Origin of the sequence: Pseudoalteromonas espejiana DSM 9414 (genome assembly GCF_002221525.1) — a bacterium.
Taxonomy (GTDB): domain Bacteria; phylum Pseudomonadota; class Gammaproteobacteria; order Enterobacterales; family Alteromonadaceae; genus Pseudoalteromonas; species Pseudoalteromonas espejiana.
On the sequence record NZ_CP011028.1, the window covers coordinates 2,946,139 to 2,972,565 of the forward strand.

Annotated in this window: 21 protein-coding genes and 1 tRNA gene; 8 read left to right on the plus strand and 14 right to left on the minus strand. The window is 40.5% G+C overall.

Features of this window, described 5'->3' with window-relative positions:
- Positions 1 to 19: 19 nt before the first annotated feature.
- The gene (locus PESP_RS13350; RefSeq protein WP_089348459.1) at positions 20 to 1,564 is read right to left on the minus strand and encodes an MFS transporter; all 1,545 of its coding nucleotides are present in this window, start codon (positions 1,562 to 1,564) and stop codon (positions 20 to 22) included.
- Positions 1,564 to 3,075, minus strand: coding sequence for an efflux transporter outer membrane subunit (locus tag PESP_RS13355; RefSeq protein ID WP_089348460.1), 1,512 nt, complete (start codon positions 3,073 to 3,075; stop codon positions 1,564 to 1,566). Before PESP_RS13355 ends, PESP_RS13350 begins: the two co-directional genes overlap by 1 nt.
- A gap of 242 nt (positions 3,076 to 3,317) precedes the next feature.
- Between PESP_RS13355 and PESP_RS13360 the strand changes: the two genes are divergently transcribed.
- Both PESP_RS13360 and PESP_RS13365 read left to right on the plus strand, forming a co-directional pair.
- Positions 3,318 to 3,974, plus strand: coding sequence for a TetR/AcrR family transcriptional regulator (locus PESP_RS13360; protein WP_089348461.1), 657 nt, complete (start codon positions 3,318 to 3,320; stop codon positions 3,972 to 3,974).
- 194 nt (positions 3,975 to 4,168) lie between these two features.
- A complete protein-coding gene (locus PESP_RS13365) occupies positions 4,169 to 6,841 on the plus strand; it encodes an ATP-binding protein (RefSeq protein WP_089348462.1) in 2,673 nt (890 codons plus the stop codon).
- Between the two features lie 3 nt (positions 6,842 to 6,844).
- Here the strand turns inward: PESP_RS13365 and rimI are convergent, their stop codons facing one another.
- The 3 genes from rimI to PESP_RS13380 all read right to left on the minus strand — a co-directional run bounded on the left by rimI (position 6,845) and on the right by PESP_RS13380 (position 7,745).
- The gene (rimI, locus tag PESP_RS13370) at positions 6,845 to 7,312 is read right to left on the minus strand and encodes a ribosomal protein S18-alanine N-acetyltransferase (RefSeq protein WP_089348463.1); all 468 of its coding nucleotides are present in this window, start codon (positions 7,310 to 7,312) and stop codon (positions 6,845 to 6,847) included.
- Positions 7,299 to 7,604: a BRCT domain-containing protein gene (locus PESP_RS13375; protein ID WP_089348464.1), complete on the minus strand. Its 306-nt coding sequence runs from the start codon at positions 7,602 to 7,604 to the stop codon at positions 7,299 to 7,301. Before PESP_RS13375 ends, rimI begins: the two co-directional genes overlap by 14 nt.
- Positions 7,605 to 7,668: 64 nt before the next feature.
- Positions 7,669 to 7,745: transfer RNA gene (locus PESP_RS13380), tRNA-Trp, on the minus strand.
- 450 nt (positions 7,746 to 8,195) lie between these two features.
- Between PESP_RS13380 and PESP_RS13385 the strand changes: the two genes are divergently transcribed.
- Positions 8,196 to 9,785: a BCCT family transporter gene (locus PESP_RS13385; protein WP_089348465.1), complete on the plus strand. Its 1,590-nt coding sequence runs from the start codon at positions 8,196 to 8,198 to the stop codon at positions 9,783 to 9,785.
- A gap of 98 nt (positions 9,786 to 9,883) precedes the next feature.
- Here PESP_RS13385 and guaA read toward each other — a convergent pair whose 3' ends face one another.
- Together guaA and guaB are read right to left on the minus strand one after the other, a co-directional pair.
- Positions 9,884 to 11,461: a glutamine-hydrolyzing GMP synthase gene (gene guaA / locus PESP_RS13390; RefSeq protein WP_089348466.1), complete on the minus strand. Its 1,578-nt coding sequence runs from the start codon at positions 11,459 to 11,461 to the stop codon at positions 9,884 to 9,886.
- A gap of 98 nt (positions 11,462 to 11,559) precedes the next feature.
- The gene (gene guaB / locus PESP_RS13395; RefSeq protein WP_089348467.1) at positions 11,560 to 13,029 is read right to left on the minus strand and encodes an IMP dehydrogenase; all 1,470 of its coding nucleotides are present in this window, start codon (positions 13,027 to 13,029) and stop codon (positions 11,560 to 11,562) included.
- Between the two features lie 147 nt (positions 13,030 to 13,176).
- Here guaB and xseA point away from each other — a divergent pair, with 147 nt between their 5' ends.
- Positions 13,177 to 14,508, plus strand: a complete 1,332-nt coding sequence (xseA, locus tag PESP_RS13400) for an exodeoxyribonuclease VII large subunit (RefSeq protein ID WP_089348468.1) — start codon at positions 13,177 to 13,179, stop codon at positions 14,506 to 14,508.
- A gap of 13 nt (positions 14,509 to 14,521) precedes the next feature.
- On the opposite strand, the gene PESP_RS13405 is transcribed toward xseA, so the two are convergent.
- The 3 genes from PESP_RS13405 to PESP_RS13415 form a co-directional block, all read right to left on the minus strand.
- A complete protein-coding gene (locus PESP_RS13405) occupies positions 14,522 to 15,202 on the minus strand; it encodes a hypothetical protein (protein ID WP_089348469.1) in 681 nt (226 codons plus the stop codon).
- A gap of 35 nt (positions 15,203 to 15,237) precedes the next feature.
- Positions 15,238 to 16,056, minus strand: a complete 819-nt coding sequence (cysE, locus tag PESP_RS13410; protein WP_089348470.1) for a serine O-acetyltransferase — start codon at positions 16,054 to 16,056, stop codon at positions 15,238 to 15,240.
- A gap of 259 nt (positions 16,057 to 16,315) precedes the next feature.
- The gene (locus PESP_RS13415) at positions 16,316 to 17,245 is read right to left on the minus strand and encodes a sensor domain-containing diguanylate cyclase (RefSeq protein ID WP_089348471.1); all 930 of its coding nucleotides are present in this window, start codon (positions 17,243 to 17,245) and stop codon (positions 16,316 to 16,318) included.
- Between the two features lie 307 nt (positions 17,246 to 17,552).
- Here PESP_RS13415 and PESP_RS13420 point away from each other — a divergent pair, with 307 nt between their 5' ends.
- Together PESP_RS13420 and PESP_RS13425 are read left to right on the plus strand one after the other, a co-directional pair.
- Positions 17,553 to 17,960 (plus strand): hypothetical protein, encoded by a 408-nt coding sequence (locus PESP_RS13420; protein WP_089348472.1) that lies wholly within the window; start codon positions 17,553 to 17,555, stop codon positions 17,958 to 17,960.
- A gap of 1 nt (position 17,961) precedes the next feature.
- Complete coding sequence (locus tag PESP_RS13425) at positions 17,962 to 18,276, plus strand: helix-turn-helix transcriptional regulator (RefSeq protein ID WP_089348473.1); 315 nt, start codon at positions 17,962 to 17,964, stop codon at positions 18,274 to 18,276.
- A gap of 85 nt (positions 18,277 to 18,361) precedes the next feature.
- On the opposite strand, the gene PESP_RS13430 is transcribed toward PESP_RS13425, so the two are convergent.
- A complete protein-coding gene (locus PESP_RS13430) occupies positions 18,362 to 21,241 on the minus strand; it encodes a M16 family metallopeptidase (RefSeq protein ID WP_089348474.1) in 2,880 nt (959 codons plus the stop codon).
- A gap of 259 nt (positions 21,242 to 21,500) precedes the next feature.
- On the opposite strand from PESP_RS13430, the gene PESP_RS13435 reads away from it, so the two are divergent.
- Entirely contained in the window at positions 21,501 to 22,457 is a 957-nt protein-coding gene (locus tag PESP_RS13435) for a methylenetetrahydrofolate reductase (protein ID WP_089348475.1), read from the plus strand.
- Between the two features lie 217 nt (positions 22,458 to 22,674).
- Here the strand turns inward: PESP_RS13435 and PESP_RS13445 are convergent, their stop codons facing one another.
- The 3 genes from PESP_RS13445 to PESP_RS13455 form a co-directional block, all read right to left on the minus strand.
- On the minus strand, positions 22,675 to 23,673 hold the full coding sequence (locus PESP_RS13445; protein WP_089348477.1) for a sensor domain-containing diguanylate cyclase: 999 nt from the start codon (positions 23,671 to 23,673) through the stop codon (positions 22,675 to 22,677).
- 55 nt (positions 23,674 to 23,728) lie between these two features.
- Positions 23,729 to 24,979 (minus strand): DEAD/DEAH box helicase, encoded by a 1,251-nt coding sequence (locus tag PESP_RS13450; RefSeq protein WP_089348478.1) that lies wholly within the window; start codon positions 24,977 to 24,979, stop codon positions 23,729 to 23,731.
- A 164-nt stretch (positions 24,980 to 25,143) separates the two neighbouring features.
- Positions 25,144 to 25,845, minus strand: coding sequence for a DUF3581 domain-containing protein (locus PESP_RS13455; RefSeq protein ID WP_089348479.1), 702 nt, complete (start codon positions 25,843 to 25,845; stop codon positions 25,144 to 25,146).
- 177 nt (positions 25,846 to 26,022) lie between these two features.
- On the opposite strand from PESP_RS13455, the gene PESP_RS13460 reads away from it, so the two are divergent.
- Positions 26,023 to 26,421 (plus strand): hypothetical protein, encoded by a 399-nt coding sequence (locus tag PESP_RS13460; protein ID WP_089348480.1) that lies wholly within the window; start codon positions 26,023 to 26,025, stop codon positions 26,419 to 26,421.
- Positions 26,422 to 26,427: the final 6 nt, after the last annotated feature.

The window sequence follows — 26,427 nt, forward strand, 5'->3', positions numbered from 1 at the left end:
ATTACTCAACGATTAAAATTTAAGATTTACTAAGATTCGGGGCTGGTACAAAGTTCATACATAGCGCCAGCGGAATTAATACAAGCGCTAACACACCAAGCACTAAATAGGCATCGCCTAAGGACATCACTAACGATTGCTGGGCAATAACGCCGCCTAATTGTTCATTCGGTATGGTGTTTGCCAATGCGTTACCCACCATAGAGGCGCGGTCTAATAGCATTTCGTTATGAAAATGACTACGAACCGTTAATAGCTGCCCTACAACAGCACCACCAATGAGCGAGCCAAATACACGTAATGTGTTTATGGTTCCCGAAAAAAACGGCCCTTCGCTTGGGTCTAGTACACTGGTCATTAAAAATAAAATAGAGACCACCGCCATTGGCTGTCCAAATGCTTGCAGTAGCTGCGCTGTTAAAAATTGCTCGCGATGCCATAACGGCGTAATTTGCGCGCCGCTAAAACAAGCCAATGCAATTAAAAATAGCCCTATTGCCATTACAATGCGGGCATCTACCCATTTTTTATATAAAAGTAGCGCCACTACCGAGCCAAGCACTAGCTGCGGCAACGCTATTAATAATCCTACTGGCGCTAGCTGTAATGCTCTATAACTGTGCAAACTGGCTAAATGGGTTGAGGGCAATATTGAGCCCGACATCAACACCACTAACAACATAGTAAGCATTACAGAGCCAATCCCTAAATTGCGCCTGCCTATTAATTGCGGTTTCATAAACGGTGCTTTGTGATGCCATTCGGTTAATACGTAACAGCCAAATAAAATAAGCCCACCAAATAAGCACACACTAATAAGCGATGAGTTAAACCAATCTAAGCGCACACCTTGATCAAGCGCGATAGCAATTAACGTTAACGACGATACGCCGCACACTAGGCCTAACCAATTTCCTTCTTTAAAGCGCGCATATTTAACGCCCTCTTTTGGCAGCCCCCACGCAGTCAATGAGCCTGCAATAACACAAAGCGGAATAACTTGCCAATAAATCCAGCGCCAATCCGATAACACATCAGCCCACTGCCCGCTTAGCCAAATAGCTAAATTTGGAGCGAATGTGGCGGTCATGGCGTAAAGCGCTAAACCGTGTAAACGTATGTTAGGTGGTAAAAATTTAAGTGCAGCCATCATCAATATAGGAATGAGCGCGCCACTACTTACCCCTTGCACAAAACGCAGTGCAATTAATAAGTTTAAATCATAAATAAATGGCAAAATAGCCGCAATAACGCCACATATAGTCACCATAGAAATATGAAAGCGTCTAACCGATAACGTAATGGCAAACCATGAGGCAAAGGGCATAGCAATAAGCTCCCCAACGGTATAGGCGCTTGAAAGCCAAGACGCATCATCTAAACTAGCCCCTAATACACCTCTCACATCAGCCAAACTCAGTGCCCCTACTAGGTTATTTAAACCCGCCATCATTGCGGCAATAAAAATACCTAATAGACCAGCAAGTGCTTGTTTTGATGGGCCTGCGGGCTTAGCAACAGGGGCAGCCTTTTGCACAGGCACATTAACCGTGACTACATTCATTACTCGCCCTCCGCCTTGACTGACATTGTCTCAAACCCACTTTTAGCTAGCGCGTCTGGGTTCCAACCCCCACCGAGAGATTTATATAAATTCACTAGTGCAATAGAGGCATTCGTTGCACTGTTATTTAACTTAGTTTGACTGGTTAGTAAGTTACGCTGCGCCGTTAATACACTAAGGTAGTCGGCCACCCCTTGCAGGTAGGCTCTTTCAATGGTTTGTAAAGCCTGCTTATTAAAGTTGTGGGCAATTTCAACTTTGTGGTGGTGGCTTTGCTGCGCAGCCCAACCATCTACTGCGTTATCAACTTCGTGCCACGCTTTTAGTACGGTTTGACGGTATGTTAATGCCGCATTTTTCTCGCGCTCTTTAGTAAGCTTAAGCTGTGACTTTAAACGTCCTCCCTGAAAAATAGGCAAGTAAACATTTGGCCCTACTGAAAAAACACGTGAATCCCAGGTTGATAAATCACTTTGTGCATAGCCTTCAACTCCTAATGAGCCTGTTAAAGTTATACGGGGGTAAAAATTAGCTTCAGCCGCGCCAATAGCCGCAACAGCACTGTGCAAGTTTGCTTGCGCTTGTAAAATATCTGGCCGGCGTTTAACAAACTCCGATGGAATAGCCGCAGGAATTTCGCTAGGCATAACAGGCGAAGCAATACGCTCGGCCAATAAAGCATTTAACGCACGTGGTTTTTCACCTACTAGCAACGCAAGCGCGTTCATTAATACATTACGGCGCTGTGTTTGTTCTGGCAGCGCAGCGTTAATTGTTGCCAATTCTGCTTTTGCACTAATTGTTTCAAACCGTGTACTTACACCGTTTTTTTCACGGCTTTGAGCAAGCTTTAACACACGCTCTGCAATGGTTTTATTTTCGAGTGTTATATTGAGCTGCGTTTGTACACTACGCAGTAATAAATACGTTTTTGCCACCTCGCCCGCTAAGCTAACACGCGCTGCTTCACGCGCATAAACAGAGGCCTGCAATATAGCAACTGCGCCTTCTTCAATACGTTTATTACGACCCCATAAATCAAGTTCCCAGCTGGCATCAAAACCCAGCTGCCAAAAGTTATCAGGGTCTGAGGGCGCGCCTAATGCTACAAATTTACCGTTCTCGCTAAGCCCTTCTCGCTTGTAGTCAAACCCAGCAGATACGCTCGGTAAACGATCTGCTGATGCAATACCCAATGCTGCACGGCTTTGGTCAATTCGACTTGATGCTAGCTGTAAATCAAGATTGCCTAATTGTGCTTTTTGCTCAAGTTTCGTTAAAATAGGATCGTTTAAAATACTCCACCAATTCCAGGTTGATTCACTGTGTTCGCTCTGTGATTCTTGAGCGAAATATGCTGTGGGCTTTATATTTTCGCTATTAATATTTATATTCGGCTCTTTAAAACTAGGGCCTACAACGCAACCGGCTAAAACAGCTGCAGATACAAGCGCAACCGCGGTGTGCTGTGAATATTTAAAAAGCTTTTTACTAATATTTTGAACTGGCATATAAAATCCTAAATTAACGTTACAACAACGTGTACTGTACCGCTCGGTTTGACTTATTGATAAATATAAACTCGAGCAAACCAACATAGGCACGCTCTCAGAGGCAAATATACTTACAACACGTAACTAAAATACAAAACGTAGCTACAACAACTCAATATTATAGTAGCTATTTAAAATTGAACTGTACCGCTCGGTTTGATATAGTGTATTTAATTTAAACTTATGTCAAGGTAAATGTAATGGCTAAAGAGCTTAATGCCACCTCTCCAAGTGAGTTAGAGCTAACCGCAAAAGCAAGAACGGTTTTAAAAGCAGCACGAAAAATATTTTTAACCCACGGCTTTAACGGAGCAACGACTGACATGATTCAGCGTGAAGCAGGGGTTTCTAAATCGACTGTTTACGCTCATTTTTCCACTAAAGAAACTTTGTTTTTAGCGGTTATAAAAAGTGAATGCGAAATATTTACCGCTTCTATTCATAATATTTCTTTTGAGCCGGGCAACTTAACTGAAAATTTACGCCATTTAGCCTACGCCTATTTAGAGGTCGCTCTATCTGAGTCCGCAGTCGCTTTATATCGAGAGGTTGTAGCTCAAGCACCTCGCTTTCCAGCGCTTGGCCATATGTTTTATAATTCAGGTCCATTAGTTGTTAAAAACAAAGTAGCCAAATACTTAGAAGATGCTGTTACCTCAGGCGAGCTTGATTTTAAAGGTTTAGAGATTGACGAAGCTACCGGCGCATTTGTTGCGCTAATGCGAAGTGAATTACAGCTAATGCATTTAACTCACCCAGATAAGCCTATTACAAAAACATCTATAGACCGCTGGATTGAAATAGCCATTGATTTTTTAGTACGCTCCTACGGGACTCACAATACTAAAAATGCATAATTTTCATACTACAAATGAGCCATTTTATTGCCACAGTTTGTAAAACTAGCGCGTGGCAATAACTTATTAAACTAATCGTTTATTTTAAGAGCGAATTTTTACTCTAAATTAACCCTAATCAGCTTATCCTTCTTGAGAATTAAATCTGTAACGCATATCATTGATAGATTGCACGGAGGATAAGTAGTTTGGTCATGAAAACCAGTAAGTTAAGCATTCGATTATTATGGTATATAACACCTTTAGTGATATTGCCTTTGTTATTTTTAGGGGGTTTTACACTTACTAACGTAACAAACTCGACCCAAAAGCAAGCCGACCTAATAATGAGCCGCTTTGTTGAGCAACAGCAACAAAAAGTGTTTAACTATATTGATTCATTTCATTCAACGGCAAAACTACTCTCTACGTCCCCTGTTTTAAACGACTTTTTATCAAACGACATTCATGCTGATGGCAGTTACACTCGCCGTTTAGGCGCATTAATGGATGTATTTGCCAGCTACAGTGAAGCCTACCCCGATATAATTAGTATTAATTTGATTTCGGCCAGCGGTAAAAGTGATGCGTATTACTCTAATAACTTAACAACCGCGCCTCAGTCATACCCATTTTTTAAACAAGTTTTGCAAAGTAACCTACGACAACAACAATTTATGGTGCAAAACAGTGACGGCACCACCAACCTCTTTTTTGTACAACGTGTGCAAAGTGTTGATTACTATTTAAAACGCCCTCAGCAACTAGGATTTATAGTGTTACAAGTTGAGCCTTCTATTTTAAATACCAGCATTTTAGAAGCACCTTATAACAATACCTTAAACCTACTTTTAACTAACGATGGGCAAATTTTATTTAGCTCAGATTACAGCATGCGCGGGCAATATATTACTGAGCACGAACTTGAACAGGTTCACGATTTAGCCGATGTAGGTACGCTGTCTACCATTGAGCTTTCGAGTATAGATAAAATTGAACGAATGATATTTGCCGTACAAATGAGTGGGGGTTACTACTTTGTATCGACTATTCCTAAGGGTGTACTTTATCAATCGGGTAAGGCGATTAGTTTAATTACTGGTTTAATTGTAATTATTTCGGTGATCACCTTACCTATTTTAATTTTTGTTGTTGTACGTAATTTACTTTTAAACCCTATTGAGCTTTTAGGCGCAGCCAGTCACCGTGTTGGTGATGGTGACTTATCGGTAAACTTACCTGCACACACTAACGATGAAGTGGGCGTTTTATTTAACGATTTTAACCACATGATCAACCAAATTAGGCACTATCAAGAGCAACTTGAAGAATATAAACACCATCTTGAAGACAAAGTAGAGAGCCGTACCAAAGCGCTTGAAGCCATGAATAGCCAACTTGAGCTTGCCATAGCGCAGGCTGAACAAGCAAATCAGCTTAAAAGCCGCTTTTTAGCGAATATGAGTCACGAAATACGCACTCCGCTTACGGCGATTATGGGCTTTACCGAGCAATTACTTATTAGCGATAAAGTCGTAAATGACAAACAGCATTTAAATACTATTTTACGCAATTCTAAACACTTATTAGAGCTTATAAACAACATACTCGATTTATCTAAAATTGAAGCCGAAAAACTAGCGGTAGAGCAAGCACCGCTTAATGTAGTGCAATTAGTGCATGACATAGAGTCAATAATAGAGCCGCTCGCACACGAAAAGCAGCTAGATTTTAGTATTCATTACGAGCTGCCTTTACCGCGTACAATTTACAGCGATATGACTCGCTTAAAGCAAATTTTAATTAACATAGCCAGTAATGCGGTTAAGTTTACAGAGCAAGGTAAAGTGTCTATTTGTGTGCACTACTTACAAAACAAAGAGCAGCTTGAGTTTGTAATTAAAGACACCGGCATTGGTATGTCTGCGCATCAAATAGAGCGAGTTTTTAAGCCGTTTGAACAGGCGGATGCCACTACGACTCGCCGCTTTGGCGGCACAGGCTTAGGCTTATGTATTTCTAAAAACTTGGCACAGCTACTAGGTGGCGATGTAACACTTAAAAGTGAAATTGGCGTTGGTAGCCATTTTGCCATTACCGTTGATTGCCATATAAATGAGCCTAAACAGCCACTTGAACTATTGACCGAAAAAGCACAACTTATACCAGAGAAAGACCCATTCTTGTCGTTTGCAACATCAAGCTTTGATGCAAACATTTTAGTCGCCGAAGATAACCCAGATAACCAATTACTTATAAAACTACTGTTACAAACTTGGGGGCTTGAACCTGATATGGCAAATAATGGCGCACAAGCAGTAGAAATGGCGCTAGTAAACGACTACCAGCTGATCATTATGGATATGCAAATGCCCGTAATGGGCGGCCTTGAAGCGACTAAAATGCTGCGCCATGCAGCCTATGACGGCCCTATTATTGCGCTAACTGCCAATGTTATGAACCACGATATAGACACCTACATTGAAGCCGGTTGTGATAAAGCATTAGCAAAACCAATCGATAAAGACGCGCTTGAAAACGTATTAGTAAGCTATCTAAACCTTGAAAAAGATAATCAAAACAAGTGGGATAGCTTATTAAAAAGTGAAAAATTCCAGCAAATTAACGACAACTATGTAGCCAATTTGCCAAGCTATCTTGAAAGAGTAAATAATTTAAAAGCCAGTAACGATGCAGAAGCACTACGCGCTGTAGCACATAGCTTAAAAGGTAGCGCAGGGTGTTTTAATTTTGATGATATTTATCACAGTGCGGCATTACTAGAAGAGAACTTACTCAGTAACGACCAAGCACAACGCCCTACTTTGATTGTTAACTTAATCAATGCAATAGAGCAAACTATCGTTAAAAGTAAGCAGTCGGCTTAAGGCTTACGAAAAATCTAAATTAAGTGCCATGCCCATAAGTATGGCATCTTCAAACCCATTTTTAGTTTCATCGTCGCTTGGGTAGTAATTTTTACGCACCGACATTTGCGTAAAACCCGCAAGCTCGTATAGTTTAATTGCTCGCGCGTTTGTTTCACGTACTTCTAAAAATAGATTTTCAGCGTTTTGCTGCTCGCCATATTCAATAAACTGGCTAAGCAACTGCCTAGCAATCCCCTTACCTTGCTCGCTAGGTGTAACGCAAATATCCATAAGAGTAAAATCAGGCCCTGCTTTTTCCCCAATGTAAAAACCCACTAAGGTGCTTTCATTAAATGCAGCTAAATTAAAATAGCGCCCGCCCATACATGAGCTCATTGTTTTAAGGGTCCAAGGGTGGCTATGGCATGCTGTCTCAATTGCCATTAATTGCTCAATAGCGCTTTCATCTACTGCTTTAAAGTTTATCAAGGTGTGTGCTCATTAAGGCCCATAAAGCGCGCTTATCATTAGCACTGAGCTGTGAGGTTGGTAAAGTAAGTTTATCATCGTCAATATGCATTTGCTCGCCATGTAGCACATTATTAATAACAATAGGCTTAGCACTTAACTTAATATCGTTAAGTAACTGGCTACTAACTGTTAATGGTACAGCTTGCGTATGAGTAGCCGTAGCTAAAGTAGAATGAGTATTTTTTGGACGAAAATGCTGATTTAGTTCGAGGTTTTCAATACCAAAAATAGCTGCGTAACGTGGATGCATAACAACTCAGTAGATTAAACACTTGAACAATATAAGAAGTAATAAAAACGATGTAAAGAAGAAATGGCAGGGGCGGAGAGATTCGAACTCCCAACCGTCGGTTTTGGAGACCGCTGTTCTACCAATTGGAACTACGCCCCTGCAATGTCGACGAATTATAGAGACCTTTGAGAAAAGGTAAAGTAAAAAATCACTTTTTTAGTTCAACTGCTTTTAAAACATACAAAACGATGAATTAGCATGCTAATTTGCTATTTTTAGTCACTTTTACTTGTACTATTTCGTGAGCATAACCAGATATTGTGCAGGTATTACTTTTTATGTATTTGCTGATTTTTGTAATTTACAAAACAAAGATGGCTATAAAACAACCAATCTTTATTTTTAACTGGCTATCGTTTTGCGCAGCGCCAAACACATAAACAAATCAATAACATTGGCATCAATTATGATACAATTTTGCGCCTAGGGGATCCGCGCCTTACCACCCAATTGCATATTTCATCATGTATCTTACTTACGCGGATCATTCACAATGCAAATATGGAGGAGCTTTACTATTGGCTTTTGCCGATAGTTCACGCCAGTTATATGAAGTTTAAATCAAAAAAATACAGTATTGACTCAACCGATTACCAAGTAGGCCAAGATAACGTTAGTAAATGGGGTATGGATATACACAGTAACGTGTTTTCTGTTTCTGTTGGCTTATCTCTACTTTTTATTATAACGCTACTCGCGCTGTCACCTAGCGAAGCAAAAGAAGCAATTAACTCTATAAAAAATGCTGCACTTACAAACTTTGACTACGTATTTATGTGGGGCGCAAACATATTATTGTTATTTGCTATTGGTATAGCAGCCTCACCACTTGGAAAAATTCGCTTAGGGGGCGACAAAGCAACAACCGATTACTCTACCCTCTCTTGGGTTTCAATGCTGTTTGCCGCAGGTATGGGTATTGGCCTTATTTTTTGGGGCGTAGCCGAACCTACTGCATTTTATACCGACTGGTTTGGTACACCGCTTAACGCTGAAGCCTTTACCGAGCAAGGGCGAGAAATGGCCTTAGGAGCAACGGTATTTCACTGGGGTCTGCATGCATGGGCTATTTATGGCATGACCGCATTATGCCTAGCGTACTTTGTATATAACAAGGGATTACCACTTTCAATGCGCTCAGTATTTTATCCGCTATTTGGCGATAGAGTATGGGGCAAGCTGGGTGATGTAATAGATGTAATGGCCGTTTTAGTTACCTTGTTTGGCCTTGCTACATCGCTTGGGCTTGGTGGCTCACAAGCAGCCAGTGGTATAAGCCATGTGTTAGGCTTTGAAAACTCACTATTTCTGCAACAAGCTATTATTGTGTTAATTATGGGCTTGGCTATTTTATCTATTGTACGCGGTATGGATGGCGGCGTTAAATTGCTAAGTAATATTAATATGGGCATAGCATTTGTGTTTTTAGCGCTGGTATTTATTTTAAACTTTACCACTGTACTCGATTCAGCTTACACAGCAATAATAGGCTATGTTAAAAATATTATTCCTCTAAGCTCAAGCACCGGCCGAGAAGATACGCAGTGGCTACACGGCTGGACAGTATTTTACTGGGCTTGGTGGGTAGCGTATGCACCTTGCTTTGGTATGTTTGTAGCGCGCATTTCTAAAGGGCGTACTATTCGCGAGTTTTTAGTGTACGTTTTACTTATTCCAACCTTAGTGACCACTGCGTGGATGTCAGTGTTTGGTGGCGTAGCAATTGATCAGGTTATAAATGAAATTGGCGTACTGGGTGCCGATCAAGGTATTACAGATGTATCTCTTAGCTTGTTTTATATGCTGGATGCGTACTCTTTTGGCACAGTGCTTTCGCTTTTAGCAGTGGCATTAATTATTATATTTTTTGTAACTACACTCGATTCTGGTTCTATTGTAATTGATAGCCTTACATCTGGCGGAAAGCTAGAAGTACCTATTAAGCAAAAATTAGTATGGGCTAACATTGCCGGTATAATTGCCATGCTAATGCTATGGATTGGCGGAACTGAGTCTATTCAGGCACTACAATATATAACAATTATTGCAGCGCTCCCTTTTACGTTTATTTTACTGCTTGGCAGCGTAAGCCTTGTAAAAGGCCTACTTACTGAGTTAGAGCCAAAAGCTAAGCGTTAAAATTAAGAGCTAAAATTAGCACGTAAAAAAGCCCGTTTAAAAACGGGCTTTTTAATGCGCAATAATAAGCTTAACAAAGTAAGCTTATTTGCTTAGGTTTATTCCCACTCAATTGTGGCTGGTGGTTTACCAGAAATATCGTAAACAACGCGTGAAATACCGTCAATTTCGTTAATGATACGGTTAGAAACCACACCTAAAAACTCATACGGTAAATGTGACCAACGCGCAGTCATAAAGTCGATAGTTTCAACACAACGAAGTGACACAACCCAATCGTATTTACGTGCATCACCCATAACCCCTACCGATTTAACTGGTAAGAACACAGTAAACGCTTGGCTTACTTTATGATAAAGGTCGGCTTTGTGTAGCTCTTCAATGAAAATAGCATCAGCACGGCGAAGTAAATCACAGTACTCTTTTTTAATTTCACCAAGTACACGTACACCTAAACCAGGACCAGGGAATGGGTGGCGGTAAAGCATGTCGTACGGTAAACCTAGCTCTAAACCAATTTTACGTACTTCATCTTTAAATAACTCACGAAGTGGCTCAACTAGACCCATTTTCATGTCATCTGGTAATCCGCCCACATTGTGGTGAGATTTGATAACGTGTGCTTTACCGGTAGCAGATGCTGCAGATTCAATAACGTCTGGGTAAATAGTACCTTGGCCTAACCATTTAGCATTTTTAAGCTTTTTAGATTGCTCATCAAATACATTAATAAACGTGTGGCCAATGGCTTTACGTTTATCTTCTGGATCTGATTTACCGGCAAGGTCAGCTAAAAATTGATCTTCAGCATCAACTTTCACGATGTTTAAGCCAAATTTATTGCCAAACATGTCCATTACTTGCTGGCCTTCGTTTAAACGAAGTAAACCGTTATCAACAAATACACATGTTAACTTATCGCCAATAGCACGGTGAATAAGCATAGCCACTACAGATGAATCAACACCACCCGATAGACCTAAAATAACTTCGTCATCGCCAACTGTGTCTTTGATACGCTCAATGGCATCGTCAATAATTTTTGCAGGCGTCCACAGCTTTTCACATCCACAAATATCAATTGCAAAGCGCTCTAATAAACGTTGCCCTTGATGAGTGTGCGTAACTTCTGGGTGAAACTGTACACCGTAAAAACGTTTTTCTTCGTTAGACATAGCAGCATGCGGACACGTTGGTGTTTTAGCTGTTGTACTAAAGCTTGCTGGTACTTCCATAACTTTATCGCCGTGGCTCATCCATACGTCTAAAACGCCGTTACCGCCATCGGTAATATGATCTTCAATTGCATCAAACAATGCACAATTGCCTACCTTTTCAACTTGCGCGTAACCAAACTCTTTTTTGTCAGAGCTGTGTACACTACCACCAAGTTGAGCTGCCATTGTTTGCATGCCGTAACAAATGCCTAATACAGGAACACCTGCATTAAACACATACTCAGGAGCGCGCGGGCTGTTTTCAAGTGTTGTTGATTCTGGGCCACCAGAAAGAATGATACCTTGTGGGTTAAACTCGCGGATTTGCTCTTCAGTCACATCCCATGCCCACAGTTCACAGTAAACACCAATTTCGCGTATGCGGCGTGCAATTAGTTGAGTGTATTGTGAACCAAAGTCTAAAATGAGAATTCGTGAATCGTGAATATCTTTGCTCATGGAGTATCTCGTAAAGTAGATGCTAAATGCCGTTTGTTAATGTAAACGACTAAAAAGAGGGCTTGCAAAGCAAGCCCAATAGATTATTAATTACGCGCTTAACCTAAGCGGTAATTTGGTGCTTCTTTGGTAATTTGCACATCATGTACGTGCGACTCACCCATACCTGCAGATGTAACACGTACAAACTGAGGTTTTGTATTAAGCTCTTCAATCGTTGCACAACCGGTTAAACCCATTGCACTACGAAGCCCGCCCACTTGCTGATGAATAATCGTTGCAATAGGCCCTTTGTAAGCTACGCGACCTTCAATACCTTCTGGTACTAACTTGTCAGCTTGGTTAGATTTTTGGAAGTAACGATCTGATGAACCTTCTTTTTGATCCATCGCACCTAAACTACCCATACCACGGTATGATTTGTAGTAACGGCCTTGATATAACTCAACTTCGCCCGGCGCTTCTTCAGTACCTGCAAGCATAGAGCCCACCATTACACACGATGCACCGGCAACAAGTGCTTTAACAATATCGCCAGAAAAACGAATACCGCCATCGGCAATTACTGGAATATCACGGCCTTGTAAGCCATCTACCGCATCAGAAATAGCGGTAATTTGTGGTACACCACAACCAGTTACAATACGTGTAGTACAAATTGAACCTGGGCCAATACCTACTTTAACTGCATCAACACCTGCATCAGCAAGGGCAATAGCACCTTCGGCTGTTGCAACGTTACCGGCAATAATTTGTAAGTCTGGGTAAGCTTGACGAGTTTGCGAAACACGGTCGATAACACCTTGTGAGTGGCCATGAGAAGTATCAATTAGTAATACATCAACACCGGCTTCTACTAATGCTGCAATTCGCTCATCAGTACCTGCGCCAACACCTACAGCAGCACCTACACGTAAACGGCCTTGCTCGTCTTTACATGCATGTGGTTTGTCTTGTGCTTTTTGGTAATCTTTTACGGTGATCATGCCTTTAAGTTTAAACGCATCATCAACCACTAGGATTTTTTCAATGCGGTGTTCGTGCATTAAACCTAAAATCTCTTCGCGCGATGCGCCTTCTTGAACAGTTACTAGTTTGTCCTTTTTGGTCATCACGCTAGAAACTGGCTGTTCAAGCTTAGTTTCAAAACGCATATCACGACCAGTAACAATACCGAGTAAGTTATTTTCGCTGTCGGTTACCGGGAAACCCGAAAAACCTTTTTCTTGCGAAAGAAGCGTTGCATCGGCAATCGTTAAATCGGCAGATACAGTAACAGGGAATGAAACAATACCTGCTTCGTAGGTTTTAACTTTACGCACGTTTTTCGCTTGTTCTTCAATAGTCATGTTTTTATGAATAAAACCAAGACCACCTTCCTGCGCGAGGGCAATAGCTAAACGAGCTTCTGTAACAGTATCCATAGATGCTGAAATAAGCGGCAAGTTAAGTTTGATACCACGCGTTAAGCGAGTTGAAATATTTGCCGTGTGTGGCAAAACAGTAGAATGACCAGGTACTAAAAGTACGTCATCAAAGGTAAGAGCTTCTTTAGCGATTCTAAGCATTTTGGCAACTTCTCACATGTGGATCTAAGATAAGGAATTGCGGCCAAATTTTAACAGCGTTGTGGGCATTCGTAAATAATATTTCGCAAATATTTATGATAAACTTATCTTATAACTTGCCTCATAAATAGTTTTAGGTTGTTTTTTATGTTTTCAGCGCCTTCGCAGACGGTTTATACCGTTTCACGCCTTAATAGAGAAATTCGCACAGTGCTTGAGCAAGGCTTTGCTTCATTGGTATTAACGGGCGAAATTTCTAACTTTATTACCCCCGCCTCTGGGCATTGGTATTTTTCGTTAAAAGACGATAAAGCGCAAATTAAAGCCGCTATGTGGCGCGGCAACAACCGTAATCAAAGTTACCGCCCTGCAAATGGCGCGCAAGTTACCGTAAAGGCACGTGTATCGCTTTACGAACCTCGTGGTGATTATCAGCTTATTGTTGAACACATGGAACCCGCAGGTGAGGGCCAGCTTAAACAAGAATTTGATGCCTTAAAAATGCGTTTAGCTGCCGAGGGATTATTTAGCTCTGCCTACAAAAAACCATTGCCGCAAAATATAAACCGCATTGGTGTGGTTACCTCAGCCACCGGCGCTGCAATAAAAGATATTTTAACTGTACTTAAACGCCGCGCACCGCAATTAGAAGTCGTTATTTATCCTGCCATGGTGCAGGGTAAAGAAGCCCACATACACTTAATTAATCAAATAGAGCTGGCAAATGCACGCAATGAGGTCGATGTACTTATTGTGGGCCGTGGTGGTGGCTCATTAGAAGATTTATGGTGTTTTAACCACGAACAACTCGCCCGCGCTATTTACCAAAGTGAATTACCTGTAGTAAGCGCGGTAGGCCATGAAATAGACACAACCATAAGCGATTATGTTGCCGATGTACGGGCAGCAACGCCATCAGCAGCTGCCGAGCTTGTAAGCCCTAACACACAAGAGCTACACAACAAAGTAACGCAACTTATTAACCGTTTAAACAATGCCTTTAAGCACGATATTGCAGATAAGCGCGCACTTGCTACGCAGCTTCAACACCGTCTTAATTTGTGTCACCCGCGTAATCAACTTAATCAAAAGGCGCAGCGATTAGATGAGCTAAGCATTGCCTTGCAACAAGCGATGCGAAACCGTTTATATCAACAAGAACGCACGCTTAATAATTTAACGCCGCGTTTAATGCGCCAATCACCCGATAAAAAGCTCGCACAGGCAAATCATCAGCTAATGCAATTACAAGCAAAGCTTGAGCAAGCAATGCAGCAGCAGTTGCAACAAGCGCAAAATAGCCTTGCGCTGCAAGCCAGTAGGCTCGACTCAGTAAGCCCCCTAAATGTTTTAGCCCGCGGTTATAGCATCACTAAAACACAACAAGGCAAAGTGGTTAAATCGGTAAATCAAGTTAAAACAGGCGATGTGTTAATAACTGAGCTGGCTGATGGCGCAATACAATCTACAGCCTCGTAAAACACATACTCAATTAAAGCTCTGTTGCCATTAATAAGGTGAGCTCGGTGTCGCTTGAGGTTGAGGTTGTTCTTTTAAATTGCAGCCAAAACTCTTGCTTTAATAACTTATCGTTTAGCTCTCGCCATTGGGTATGGTCAAACGAATCGTTATCAGTAGGTGCGGCTAGTTCAAATTTACACACAGTAGCTTTACATTCTGCACTAACAACCTCTGGGGTAGCGCTTAAATCAGAGGTAAGTAAAAAGTCTTGCAGTGCAATCTCTGTTTGATAAGCCCACTCTTCATTGCGTATTTGCTCATCAAACTGCGCTTGCAAAGCGGCTTGAGCATCAGAGGGAGCACGCAGCTGCTGCCGCGCGTTTTTCATCAACGTTTTTTGCTCTGCTAATTGCTGCTTAAGCTGTGAAACTTGCTCCTCTAAGGGAAGCTCATCAACAGGTTGCTTATTTGTATTGGTTAAAGGCAGGCCTTCTTCTTTAGCTGAGGAAGCACTGCGCTCAGGCGCAGCGCTTTGTGTTTTTGCTTCAGCTATTTTGGGCTGTAGAACAACAGGCGCAGCTTGCTGCTTTGAATTAACTTGTTGTAACTCAGCGGTTTTTGAATTACTTGAAGCAAAATTAAAGTAGCTCCAAGTTAAACCTACACCCGCGATAAATCCTATTACTAGCGTTAATAAACTATTTTTGCCCATTTTAATTCCTTTTAAAATTTACTTTTTTGGTTGTTTCAGAGCATAGCGCTGGTATGCGATTCGTTTTCGGGCTCTGGGGTTGTTAAAAAGTTTTGGTTCATGCTTTGCGCCGGACAGGGACAATCCGGTCTGCCAATAATTTTAGCCGGAACGCCCACGGCTGTGGTATGTGGTGGTACAGCTGTTAATACCACTGAGCCTGCACCAATACGCGCGCCCTCGCCCACTTCAATATTGCCCAGCACTTTGGCTCCCGCGCCAATAAGTACGCCGGCTCTAATTTTAGGATGACGGTCGCCTTGCTCATTACCTGTACCGCCAAGCGTTACTGATTGCAGTATTGATACGTTGTCTTCAATTACCGCTGTTTCACCAATAACAATACCCGTGGCGTGGTCAAACATAATGCCTTGCCCTACTTTACAAGCTGGGTGAATATCAACGCCAAATACTTCAGAGGTACGGCTTTGAATAAAACGCGCCAGTTCTTTGCGGTTTTGTTGCCACAAGCAGTTAGCTAAACGATGTGCCTGAATAGCATGAAACCCCTTTAAATTTAAAATAACAGTAAGGTAAGTTTCGGCTGCCGGGTCTCTGTCTTTTACAGCTTTAATATCGTGCGCTACGTGAGTAAGCATGCGATCGCACTTTACAAACGCTTGATCGAACAATTCACGAATTGTAAATGCCGACACAACAGCATCCGCCAATTTATTAGCAACAATAAAGCTTAACGCCGAACCTAAACACTCATGATTCAAAATGCACGAATAAACATGACTTGCTAAAAGGGGTTCGCGAGTTACAACTTCATTAGCTTCACTACGAAGCTGTTGCCAAATTTCATGACGCATAATACTGCCTTAAATAAAGTAACCTGAATTCTAAATAATAAATTTAATTATCTTTATAGTTCAATACATTAGTAAATTACTTAACCTATATAAAAGTTAAGCATAAAGTGCCCTTTGCCAAGTTTAACGGATTTAACACCTTAAGTGTTAATCCCTTAGCTATTTGTTCTAGTTATTAGTTATAACGAGTTTAAAAAGGTATTATTTATGTTTATAAAGCACGCAATTTTATACTGTTATTTAAAATCAGTTCTGTATTTTACACAAAGGCTAAATCACTTACACATAGCTGGTTTTTACCGTTGTTTTTTGCTTTATAAAGTAGGTCGTCGGCCTCTTTAACTAAGCTCTCTGTAGTAAAGTTATCGCAAGGTATTACTGTTGTTAAACCAATACTCACCGTTAACGTTTTGCTTGGTAAAGAGTGCTTGTTATCAATATTTAATGCACTTAACTTTTTTTGTAGAGAATACAAAATACTACAAGCCTGATCCGAATTAGTATTACCGTACACTAAAACAAATTCTTCCCCGCCAAAACGCGCACATAAATCACTTGGCCGTTTAGCAAAATCATTAAGTAAATTAGCGACCTCTTTTAAGCAAGTATCACCTTGTTGATGACCATAGGTATCGTTAAGCATTTTAAAATCATCAAGATCGATTATGACTAATGAAAGCGGCATATTTAAACGTTTACAGCGATTCCACTCTTTTACTAAAAACTCGTCGAAGTAACCCCTGTTTGCAATATTAGTTAAGCCGTCGACTCCTAGTTGCTTTTGTACTAATTCTTCAGCGAGCTTTCGCTCAGTAATGTTTTGATGGCTAATAGCGTAATACCCATTTTCTAAATGGTTAAACGATACTACGCGCATCATAAACCAGCGTTTTTCATCTTCGCTATGACACGGGTATTCTAAATAAAAGTCGTTGTTGGCTCCTGAAATAACTGACGTAATGCCGTTAAATGCTTTTAAACCAAAATCATCTCCTTTTTGTGCTGCTTTCTCACACTCTGCTAAGTAATTTTGTTGCTCCCACATATCGCAGCAGGCACAGTCGTTTTGTTCACCAAAGTTTTGCCAGCTTCTATTGACGTATACTATGTCGCCAACAGAATTAATAACCACTACTTGGTCGGGCGTGGTATCTAATACCAACTTAAAAAACGCTTTATCGTCAATCACGAGCTTTCCATTTTAGCTTTGTTGTTTACCAGTATAATCACTAACAATTTTTTAACAAAATATTATTGCTTTACTTGATTTATCTAAACGTTAGTTGCTTAATTTATTAATGCTAAGTAATACACCATATGACAGTTAAATGATCTGCCTCAAATATAAAAAAATTTACTTTTACATTAAAAATCAGCAGGTAACAGTGCATGACACAGTTACTGTCATATGCCAAACTAGCTACTGGCATACTACTGACGGCGTAAAAAATAAAAACAAACGCTAAATTAGCATCATCAACTCAACAAGGATAACGATGATGAAAAACGATATATTAAATACAAAAAAGCTTGGTTATAAATTTTACTTTCAAGATGGCGACAATCAAATAGCCTGTTTTGGAAGCTACTTTACTGGTAAAGAAGAAGTATTTGTAAACGATGACCTATTCAGTAAAAAACGAAATATCAACTGTGCAAGCACACACTCTTTTGATTTTGATGGTTCAAAGTACCAAGTAAAATATGACATGCTTAATATACTTACAGGGCGCATGGAGTGCACTCTTTATAAAAACGGTAACGTGATAGACAAACAAGTTCAATGTAGCCTCCCGAACGATCCTAAAAAGGCAGCATTTTTTATTGCTGGCTGTACATTAGGTGGGGCGGTGTTTGGCTATGCAACGGCAACTATTGTTGAACTATTTGTAGGGAAGCTTTAACGTGCAATTAAATCCTACAACAGTTAAATCACTTAGAAATAAGTTAGATTGGACACAGCAACAGCTCGCTGATGCCTGCGATGTAAGCTTACGGACCATTCAACGGGTAGAAAAAGAAGGCGCCGCTTCTAAAGAAACCACGATGGCGCTTTGTGCGGTACTTGAAGTACGCCAAGGCGAGCTAATTAAACTTGATGAGCCTATAAATGATGACGTTAAAAGTACGCCAACTAAAAGCTTTTTAGCGGGAGTTGTTATTAGTTCTTTAATAAGCTTTGCTCTAGGTGCAGGCTCAGTGCTTTTAGCCACTAACTAATGCCCAGTAACTATAATTAAAAATAAAAATGCCCCAGCACTATAAGCACTGGGGCATTTTTTATATGTTTGAAAAAGAATTTAAATTACTGAAATACTTTATCTACGGCCATTACTTCAATGTTGTTAGCTGGAATTGCTAACTTGTAATCGGCAATGACTTTATCCTCAGCAACAAGCTCTGCTGGTTTTTCTGTGTTGTAAACCATTGGCGAGGTTTGCTCTGACGCTAAACGTTTTTTCATGTCTTCGCCGTCACCTGTAATAAACACGTACTGCACGTTTTCTGTTTGCAGGTTATCTTTGATCACGCGATTAACATCTGCAAGCGTTAGCTTTTCAAGCTTACTGGTTACGTATTTTACAAACGACTCTGTGTTGTAAAATTCGCTATCAAGTGCATACCCTAGTTGACGGTTTTGACTTGCAACAAGCTGAGGTACGTAGTTAATTAAAAAGTTACGAGTTGCTTCAAAGTCTTTTTCGGTTAAGCCATTTTTAATAAGTTTATCAAGCTCAAACAACGCTGTACGCGTTGCAAAGTGTGCATCGTTATTAGAGCGCAGCGGGCGCAACCAAATTTGGAATATTTGCTCAGAGCGCCCTAAGTTTGCATCAGGCTTCGTTTGAAACATGCCACGCGGGAAGTATTCAATATACGAGTAATCGCCGTAGTTCATACCACGTGTTTGACGAATTCGCTCATACAGGTATGAGTTAGAACTACGATGCTCACCAAAGTAAGAGCGCACAAGCCAAAGTGCTGTCCAATCTTCGCTGCTGCGAATAGTATCAATTGGGAAACCAAACGATACCGCTGTTGATTGCGCTGACTTTTCAACAATTGTTGCATGATGGCCTTTAAGTTCTGGCGCATCAGGAATACTTAAACGGCTTTGCTCACCTTTAGGTAAGGTTGCTAAATCACTCATAATATTTGCTTTAAGTGCGTTAGGCACTGCGCCAATTAAACCAAGTGTTAGTTTAGATTGAGTAAGCTCTGAGTTGTAGAATGCTTTTACATCATCAAGGGTAAGGGCTTCTAAGTCAGAAATATCACCGTAGTTGTAGCTTTCGTATGGATGGCCTTTATAAAGCGTGCTGTAAAGTACTTCTTTACCTAGCTCTTCATCGTTAGAGGCTTTTAAGCCCGACTTAATACCGTCGATCATTTCTTTTTTAAGGCGTTTAAAGTCATCCTCTCTAAACCCTGGATTAAGTAACTGATCGCTTATAAGTGCATACCATGTTTCAGCGTTATCTTTATGAATACGCCCTTGGAACGACAGCATTTCTTTATCTATTTGATAACCAAAGCTACCCGCAAGTGGATAAAGCGCTTTTTGAATTTCTTTGTAACTAGTACTTTGTGAGCCACCCTGAGCAAGCATAGCGGCTGTAAGCGCAGCAACCCCTTTTTTACCTTGAGGGTCTGCGGCTGCACCTGTATTGAATAAAAAGTTTACGTCAATCAGCGGCGAGCTATTCGTTTTATCAAGCACTTTAAATACGGGCGCCTCAGGCGCTTGCTCAAGCTTTGCAACTTCTGCGCTTAAGTTAACCTCTTTTGCAAACCCAGGGGCTTTATCAAGTGCCGACATGGTCACGGTTGTACGCGAGTCATCTACAAAGTATTTATTTGCAACCGCTTTAATATCTTGTGCGGTTATGTCGTCGGCTGATTTATAAAGCTGATTAATAACCTCTGGATCGCGCTCAAAATGCATGTAACTTGCAAGCGTTGATGCAATCGCTTGAGACGAATCTAAGCCATTAATAAAGCCGTATTTAAGGTTAGATTTTAAATCGCTTAGCTTTTTCTCATCAACAAGTTCAGTGCGTGCTTTTGCATAAGTGCGGTTAATTGCATCGCGTGCTTTTGCTAAATCTTCTTCGTTTTCTACTTTTACAAATACATGTAATAAGCCAGGATCTTTTGTCTCTGGATTGTAGGTAAACATTTGACTGGCTATTTGTTTATCAACAACAAGCTCTTGGTATAAGTCAGAGTTGTTTGAAAAATAAAGCTGTGAGATTAAATCAAGCGCAGCTCTGTCTTTTTTAGCAGGCTCCCAAGCCGCACCTTTATACGATACAAGTAACCAATGCCCTGGTAAGGCTTCGTTTTGCTCATGTATATATTTAGGCGCTTGCTGCTTTGGCTCAGCTTTAATATCGGCAACGTAATCGCCTTTTTCCCAACCACCCCAATGCTTTTTAACCATTGCCATAGTGGCATTAGGGTCAACATCGCCCACAATCACTAGCGATACATATTCAGGCTTATAAAACTTATCAAAAAACTCTTTACCGTACGCCATTTGATCTGGCATGGCTTCTATATCTTCAAAAAAGCCCATAGTGGTATGTTTATAGGTATGCTTATCAAAGGCTTCTTCGCGAACGGCGCTTAATAACTTACGAATTGGGCTGGCGTTATTTTTTAAATACTCACCTTTAACTGTAAGCGCTTCGGTTCTAAATTGCTCTTCGGTGTAAGTGAGGTTTTGAAAAATATCGGCTTCAATTTCAAGTACTTTATCAAGGTGCTGCTTTGAAAAGTTTAAATGATAGTTAGTGTAATCGTTAGTGGTGTATGCACGGTTATCTACGCCTGCATTTTTAAATACAGCGGTGTACTCGTCTTGCGGAAATTTTTTAGAGCCTTTAAACATCATGTGCTCAAAAAAGTGAGCAAAACCTGTTTTACCTTCTTTTACTTCATTACGCGAACCAACCGATACTGGAATTTGCAGCGAAACTACATCGGGGTAATCGGTTTTAACTACCATTACACGTAAGCCGTTATCTAGCTCTTCAATTAAGTATTCTTGCGAAAATACACGCTCATCAGCTTTTGTTGTTTGCTGTTGTTGTGCTGTTTGAGTGTTTTCGCTTTGCTGTGTTACGCAGCCAGTTAGCGCTAGTGATACCGCTAAGCTTGTTGCTAATAATTTAAATTTCATTATTGTCCCTTTTTAAATTGAGCAAATTTATTGTTAGGTTTATTACTAACTCACATTCGATTATGCCTTAAAGCGAGTAAATGTAAGAGCTTTAGCCCATTTTTTATGTAAACAACTGTGTCAATCGGCTAATTTATTAAATTATCAGTATGAATATTCCTCATCTTGGTTGAAAAACTTTCATAAAATAAATCTATCTAGACGTCTAAATGGCTGCTATATTAAATTACATAAATTGGACTAAGCTGGAATGAGGATTATGGCTTTATCACTTCAAGAGAAAATAGAAGACACCAAACAAGGTGTTTATCTCATTGGTACTACCCCGCCTAAAGTTGGCACCGATAAAGCGCAATTAAAAACCATTGCAGAGAAGCTATTAGGTCGCTTGCACGAAATTGAATACGACGGCGTAATAATTTACGACATTCAAGACGAAAGCAGCCGCACTAACCAAGCTCGCCCATTTCCGTTTAAGCAAACTGTAGACCCACGTGAATACAGTCAATTACTTCGTAATTTATCTGCTCAAGATGTAATTACTTATAAAAGCGTGGCGCAACGTGGCGTAGGCGAATTTAAAGAGTGGCTAAGCGAAACTAAAAACGACTACGATTTAAAAAATGTAGTTTTAGTGGGTAGTCCATCATCGGTGGGTGATATAAAACTAAGCCTACCCGATGCATATAAAACATTGGCAGAGCAAAGTAATGACTTTTTTTTAGGTGGCGTTACTATTGCAGAACGCCATTCTAGTAAACGAAATGAGCACGAACGCTTAATAGAAAAAACGGCACAAGGTTGCCAGTTTTTTATATCTCAGGCTGTTTATGATGGGCAAGCCACAATTGATTTAATCACCAGTTACGCGCGTACCTGCAAAGCACAAGGCATTGCTCCAAAACGTATTATTTTAACGTTTACCCCGTGCGGCGGCGAAAAAACCTTAGACTTTATGCAGTGGTTGGGTATCTCAGTGCCAGAGGCCACTAAATGGCGCATGCTTGATGCAGAAAACACATTAAGTGAATCTGTACGTATTTGCCGCGAAAACCTCGACTTAATACTTAAAAGCTGTGCGCATCTTGATGTGCCACTGGGCTTAAATATTGAAAGCTTAACAAACCGTAAAGAAGAAATTGACGCATCAATAAACTTATACCGTTTATTAAAAGCGATTATGGAATTAAATCTAGCCGAAAAACAAATCGCTTAAGGCTTATTTCCACCCTTTTTGGCAAGCCTAATGGCTTGCTTTTTTGTTGCTACGCTTAAGTGTACTGTTTTTATACCAATCCGCATAATTAAGTAATCTATTTTGAGGATGGAAAAGCGTGTTGATAGCAAGGCAAAAAATTCGCTACTTAGTTGTTCTAAATGAGAATTTTTTAACGCAGATAGCGACACGTTTAGCCCCTAAAAATGATTAAGTATTATTGCAGATTGGTACTATTGTTAAGTTTTTTCTCCTGTTTATAGGCTTGTTTGTTTTTATACATGGCTTGGTCTGCGTCATTGAGTAATGCATCAAATGGTTGTTTTTGGTTCTCATTAAAGCTGTAACCAATACTAAGAGATAAATCGCAGACACTTTCTTTTATAAGTGCTTTTGAATACTCAGTGGTAATTTTATCAATAATATAACTAAGCTTACTTTTATCACTTACCTGCATTACAGCCACAAACTCATCGCCCCCTAAACGCCCTACTATATCTGCATCTCTTAAATGTATTTTTAGAGTATTAGCCAAAATAATTAACGCTTTATCGCCTGCCTCGTGACCGTAAGTATCGTTTAATTTTTTAAAGTCGTTTATATCGATAAACAAGCAGCATACGTCAAAGCCTAAACGCAGCGCTAAGTTAAGCTTTTGCTGGGCTAATAAGGTAAGCGCGCGACGGTTATAAATATTTGTGAGTGAGTCGAGCATTGCTATTTCGCGCATTTGCTCAAAACTGTAAACAAGCGCTAAATCGTCTTCTATTAAATCTCGCAGCTGCTCTATAAGCTCAAAGTATTCGTTGGTGTAATGTGTTTGCTTTGAATCTTTTAAACACAAGGTGCCAAATACTTCACCTTCAGGCCAATGAATGGGCAAGCCTAGGTAGGATTCAACATTATCTTCAATAACCTCCGGCATGGTGCTCCACTGCGCATCATTACTGGCATTATTTACATATAAGGTATTGTTGTTTTCGGCTACGTGTTTACAAAATAGCGGTGTTTGCGGAGGGAGTATTGGATTGGTTTCAAAATGAGAGCCTTGCTCATTATTTCTAACTACAACCCTAAAGCCCTTGCTTGTTGCTTGAACTATATAGCAAGTAGGGGCCGAAAAAAGCCCCGTAATAAGATCAATGGTTTTTTGCCATTTATGTAATGATATTTGGCCATCAACACCTGAAAATGCCCATTGATCCGTTTCAAACATAACTTTACCTCAGCGAGTAGTTAACTTAAGTATAGCCATATAATTGCTATTGAAGCTACTTCCTGCGTCGCTTACTAGGTGCTCTTTGCCCTGTAATTCGCTTTTTGTCACGATCTTTACGCGCTTTGTTAGTGTTTTTACGGTTATCTTTAGGCGGCTTGTTTAAATCTGGCTCGTAGCCCTCTAACCATTGTGGTGCCAAACGGGTATCAAGGAGTACTTCAATTTCTTCAAGTAGCCATTGCTCGTCAATACTTACAAGTGACATTGCCAGACCCTGCTCACCTGCACGCCCCGTGCGGCCTATGCGGTGTACGTAGTCTTCTGCTATGTATGGCAGCTCAAAGTTTATTACGTATTTAAGCGCAGGAATATCAAGCCCGCGTGCAGCTACATCGGTGGCAACTAATACCCGTGTAGTGCCTTCTTTAAAGTTTTGTAGTGCACGGTCACGCGCACCTTGCGATTTATCGCCATGAATGGATTCTGTTTTTAAACCATCTTTACACATTTCTTTGGCAAGCTTATCGGCCATTTGTTTAGTACGCGTAAAAATAAGTACTTGGCGCCAGTTTTTCATGCCAATCATGTGCGATACCAGCTCGCGTTTTCGCTCTTCATCTACTGCATAAATAACCTGTTCGACTTCAACCGCAGCCGAGTTACGTTTGTCTACTTCAATCAACTCAGGGTTTTTAAGTAACTTTTTACTTAGCTCAAACACGCTGTCGTCAAATGTGGCAGAAAACAATAAAGTTTGGCGATCGCCTGGAATGTGGCGCAAAATACGTTTTATTTCGTCAATAAAGCCCATGTCGAGCATGCGGTCTGCTTCATCGAATACTAATGAATCAACACTTGAAAGTACCACACTGCCTTTTACTATATGATCGAGTAAGCGCCCTGGTGTTGCTACTATCACTTGCGCCGTTTTAAGTGCTTTAATTTGTGGACCAATGCTTGCGCCGCCATACGCTAAAGCACCATTAATGTTGCTGCCTTGGGCGTACTTTTCAAAACTTGCAAACACTTGCTGAGCCAGCTCGCGTGTTGGCGTTAAAATGACCATGCGGGCAATGCCTGGTTCATCTTTTTTAGGTGTATTTAAAAGCTTATGCAATAGCGGTAATACAAAGGCCGCTGTTTTACCTGTGCCTGTTTGCGCGCTGCCCATTACATCGTTGCCCGCTAAAATAGGCGGAATGGTTTTAGCCTGAATTGCGGTTGGCGTAGTGTAATTATTTTGCTCAATTGCTGTTAATAATAACGAATCGAGTTTAAGAGATGAGAACGATGTAGCAGACATAGGCTTAGCTTTAAAATAACAAAGAGCGCTATTGTACGCACATTACTGTACTGCGTAAATTAACCAGCCCACAAAAGTACTCAACCACGCAGCTAACCGACAAGCAAATAAAAAAGGCGCTAAATAACAATGCATTTAGCGCCTTCATTTAATTTGATACAGCTTTAAGCTGGTTTTAAGGTCGCTTTTCGCTCATTGTAAAACGCAATTAAGTCATCAACCGTTGCTTGGCAATATTCACGAATACCCGAGACCACCATGTGCTTTTCACCAAAACCGACTTTTTCGCCGTTTTCTAGTAAATTAAAGCGCAAGGTAATTTTGCCGCGCTTGCCTGTGTATTCAAAACTTGGCTCAGCAAACTCAAGCGTAGGCGCTTGAATATCAATGTTATCAAGGTTAATAATCATCGACTCGTAAATAACCATTGGGCGCGCAGGGTTAATCATCACCTCTTGCTTACCCATTAGTGGAATAATTACATGCGGGAAAGCCGCACCAGAAAACTCAACATAGTTTTTTATTAGGCTATTAGTAAGTGTTGGGCATTTACTGGTTTTACCTTCGCGCTTTACCTTTAATATAACTTTATCGCCATTGGTTACATCAAACTCGTCATCCCCTTGTGGGAAGTTAAGTTTGGTGTTTTCATCAACCATACCGGCAAAGGTAAATTCCATTCGCTCACTTATACCATAGCGGTCTAACACTAAAGAAAAAAGTAAGTCTCCTGGCGCGCAAAACTTTTTGGCATCTTTGTCATGAAGTGGATTGTAATCATCGGCAACACATTTTGCGAAGCGACATCCTTGCTCACGAGAGATAGAAACATAATCAGCGTGCTGCTGAAAGTAAGGACTTAACATAGTTTGTTCACTGCTTAAACTGCTTATAACTTACCCATACTACCAGAAAAAATTTAAATAGAGGTCGAATCACTTACAAATTCATACAATTAACTTAAGAGTAAGCATTGCACGCTTATGTTTTTGTTAGTAATTTAGTTACATAATTGAAAACTTATTATTAAAGGACTAATTACTATGATGCGAATTATTGCCACAATAAGCATACTAACCACATTAGCTGGATGCTCGTCTGGCGTGACCTTTCACACCAATATAGATAACGATGTTTTATCTCAAAAAGTCGGTGAACATGTGGCAAGAGGAGATCTTCAACAATTTTATAGCGACCAAGAAGCACACGAAAGTGGCGCTACTCTTTTAGGAAGAGTAGAAGGTCAAATTTGTATGAGTCACGACCGCAATGTTGAAGGAACTATTAGTGATAACCGCGCTAAATCTAACGCGATACATGAGTTAAAAAACAATGTAATTAATCGCGGTGCAAATGCATTTACTATTAATTCATGTAGTAAAACAGCGACAAGCTATTGCCATGAAGCAATGCTTTGTAGTGGCCAAGCCTATAATTACTAACTGCCT

Coding starts and splice junctions, on each gene's coding strand:
- guaA (WP_089348466.1), bottom strand. CDS start 11,461: ATGAGCAAAGATATTCACGATTCACGAATTCTCATTTTAGACTTTGGT.
- PESP_RS13375 (WP_089348464.1), bottom strand. CDS start 7,604: ATGCATCCACGTTACGCAGCTATTTTTGGTATTGAAAACCTCGAACTA.
- PESP_RS13405 (WP_089348469.1), bottom strand. CDS start 15,202: ATGGGCAAAAATAGTTTATTAACGCTAGTAATAGGATTTATCGCGGGT.
- xseA (WP_089348468.1), top strand. CDS start 13,177: ATGTTTTCAGCGCCTTCGCAGACGGTTTATACCGTTTCACGCCTTAAT.
- PESP_RS13450 (WP_089348478.1), bottom strand. CDS start 24,979: ATGTCTGCTACATCGTTCTCATCTCTTAAACTCGATTCGTTATTATTA.
- PESP_RS13365 (WP_089348462.1), top strand. CDS start 4,169: ATGAAAACCAGTAAGTTAAGCATTCGATTATTATGGTATATAACACCT.
- PESP_RS13445 (WP_089348477.1), bottom strand. CDS start 23,673: ATGTTTGAAACGGATCAATGGGCATTTTCAGGTGTTGATGGCCAAATA.
- PESP_RS13360 (WP_089348461.1), top strand. CDS start 3,318: ATGGCTAAAGAGCTTAATGCCACCTCTCCAAGTGAGTTAGAGCTAACC.
- PESP_RS13350 (WP_089348459.1), bottom strand. CDS start 1,564: ATGAATGTAGTCACGGTTAATGTGCCTGTGCAAAAGGCTGCCCCTGTT.
- PESP_RS13385 (WP_089348465.1), top strand. CDS start 8,196: ATGAAGTTTAAATCAAAAAAATACAGTATTGACTCAACCGATTACCAA.
- PESP_RS13460 (WP_089348480.1), top strand. CDS start 26,023: ATGATGCGAATTATTGCCACAATAAGCATACTAACCACATTAGCTGGA.
- PESP_RS13420 (WP_089348472.1), top strand. CDS start 17,553: ATGATGAAAAACGATATATTAAATACAAAAAAGCTTGGTTATAAATTT.
- guaB (WP_089348467.1), bottom strand. CDS start 13,029: ATGCTTAGAATCGCTAAAGAAGCTCTTACCTTTGATGACGTACTTTTA.
- cysE (WP_089348470.1), bottom strand. CDS start 16,056: ATGCGTCATGAAATTTGGCAACAGCTTCGTAGTGAAGCTAATGAAGTT.
- PESP_RS13430 (WP_089348474.1), bottom strand. CDS start 21,241: ATGAAATTTAAATTATTAGCAACAAGCTTAGCGGTATCACTAGCGCTA.
- PESP_RS13455 (WP_089348479.1), bottom strand. CDS start 25,845: ATGTTAAGTCCTTACTTTCAGCAGCACGCTGATTATGTTTCTATCTCT.
- PESP_RS13435 (WP_089348475.1), top strand. CDS start 21,501: ATGGCTTTATCACTTCAAGAGAAAATAGAAGACACCAAACAAGGTGTT.
- PESP_RS13355 (WP_089348460.1), bottom strand. CDS start 3,075: ATGCCAGTTCAAAATATTAGTAAAAAGCTTTTTAAATATTCACAGCAC.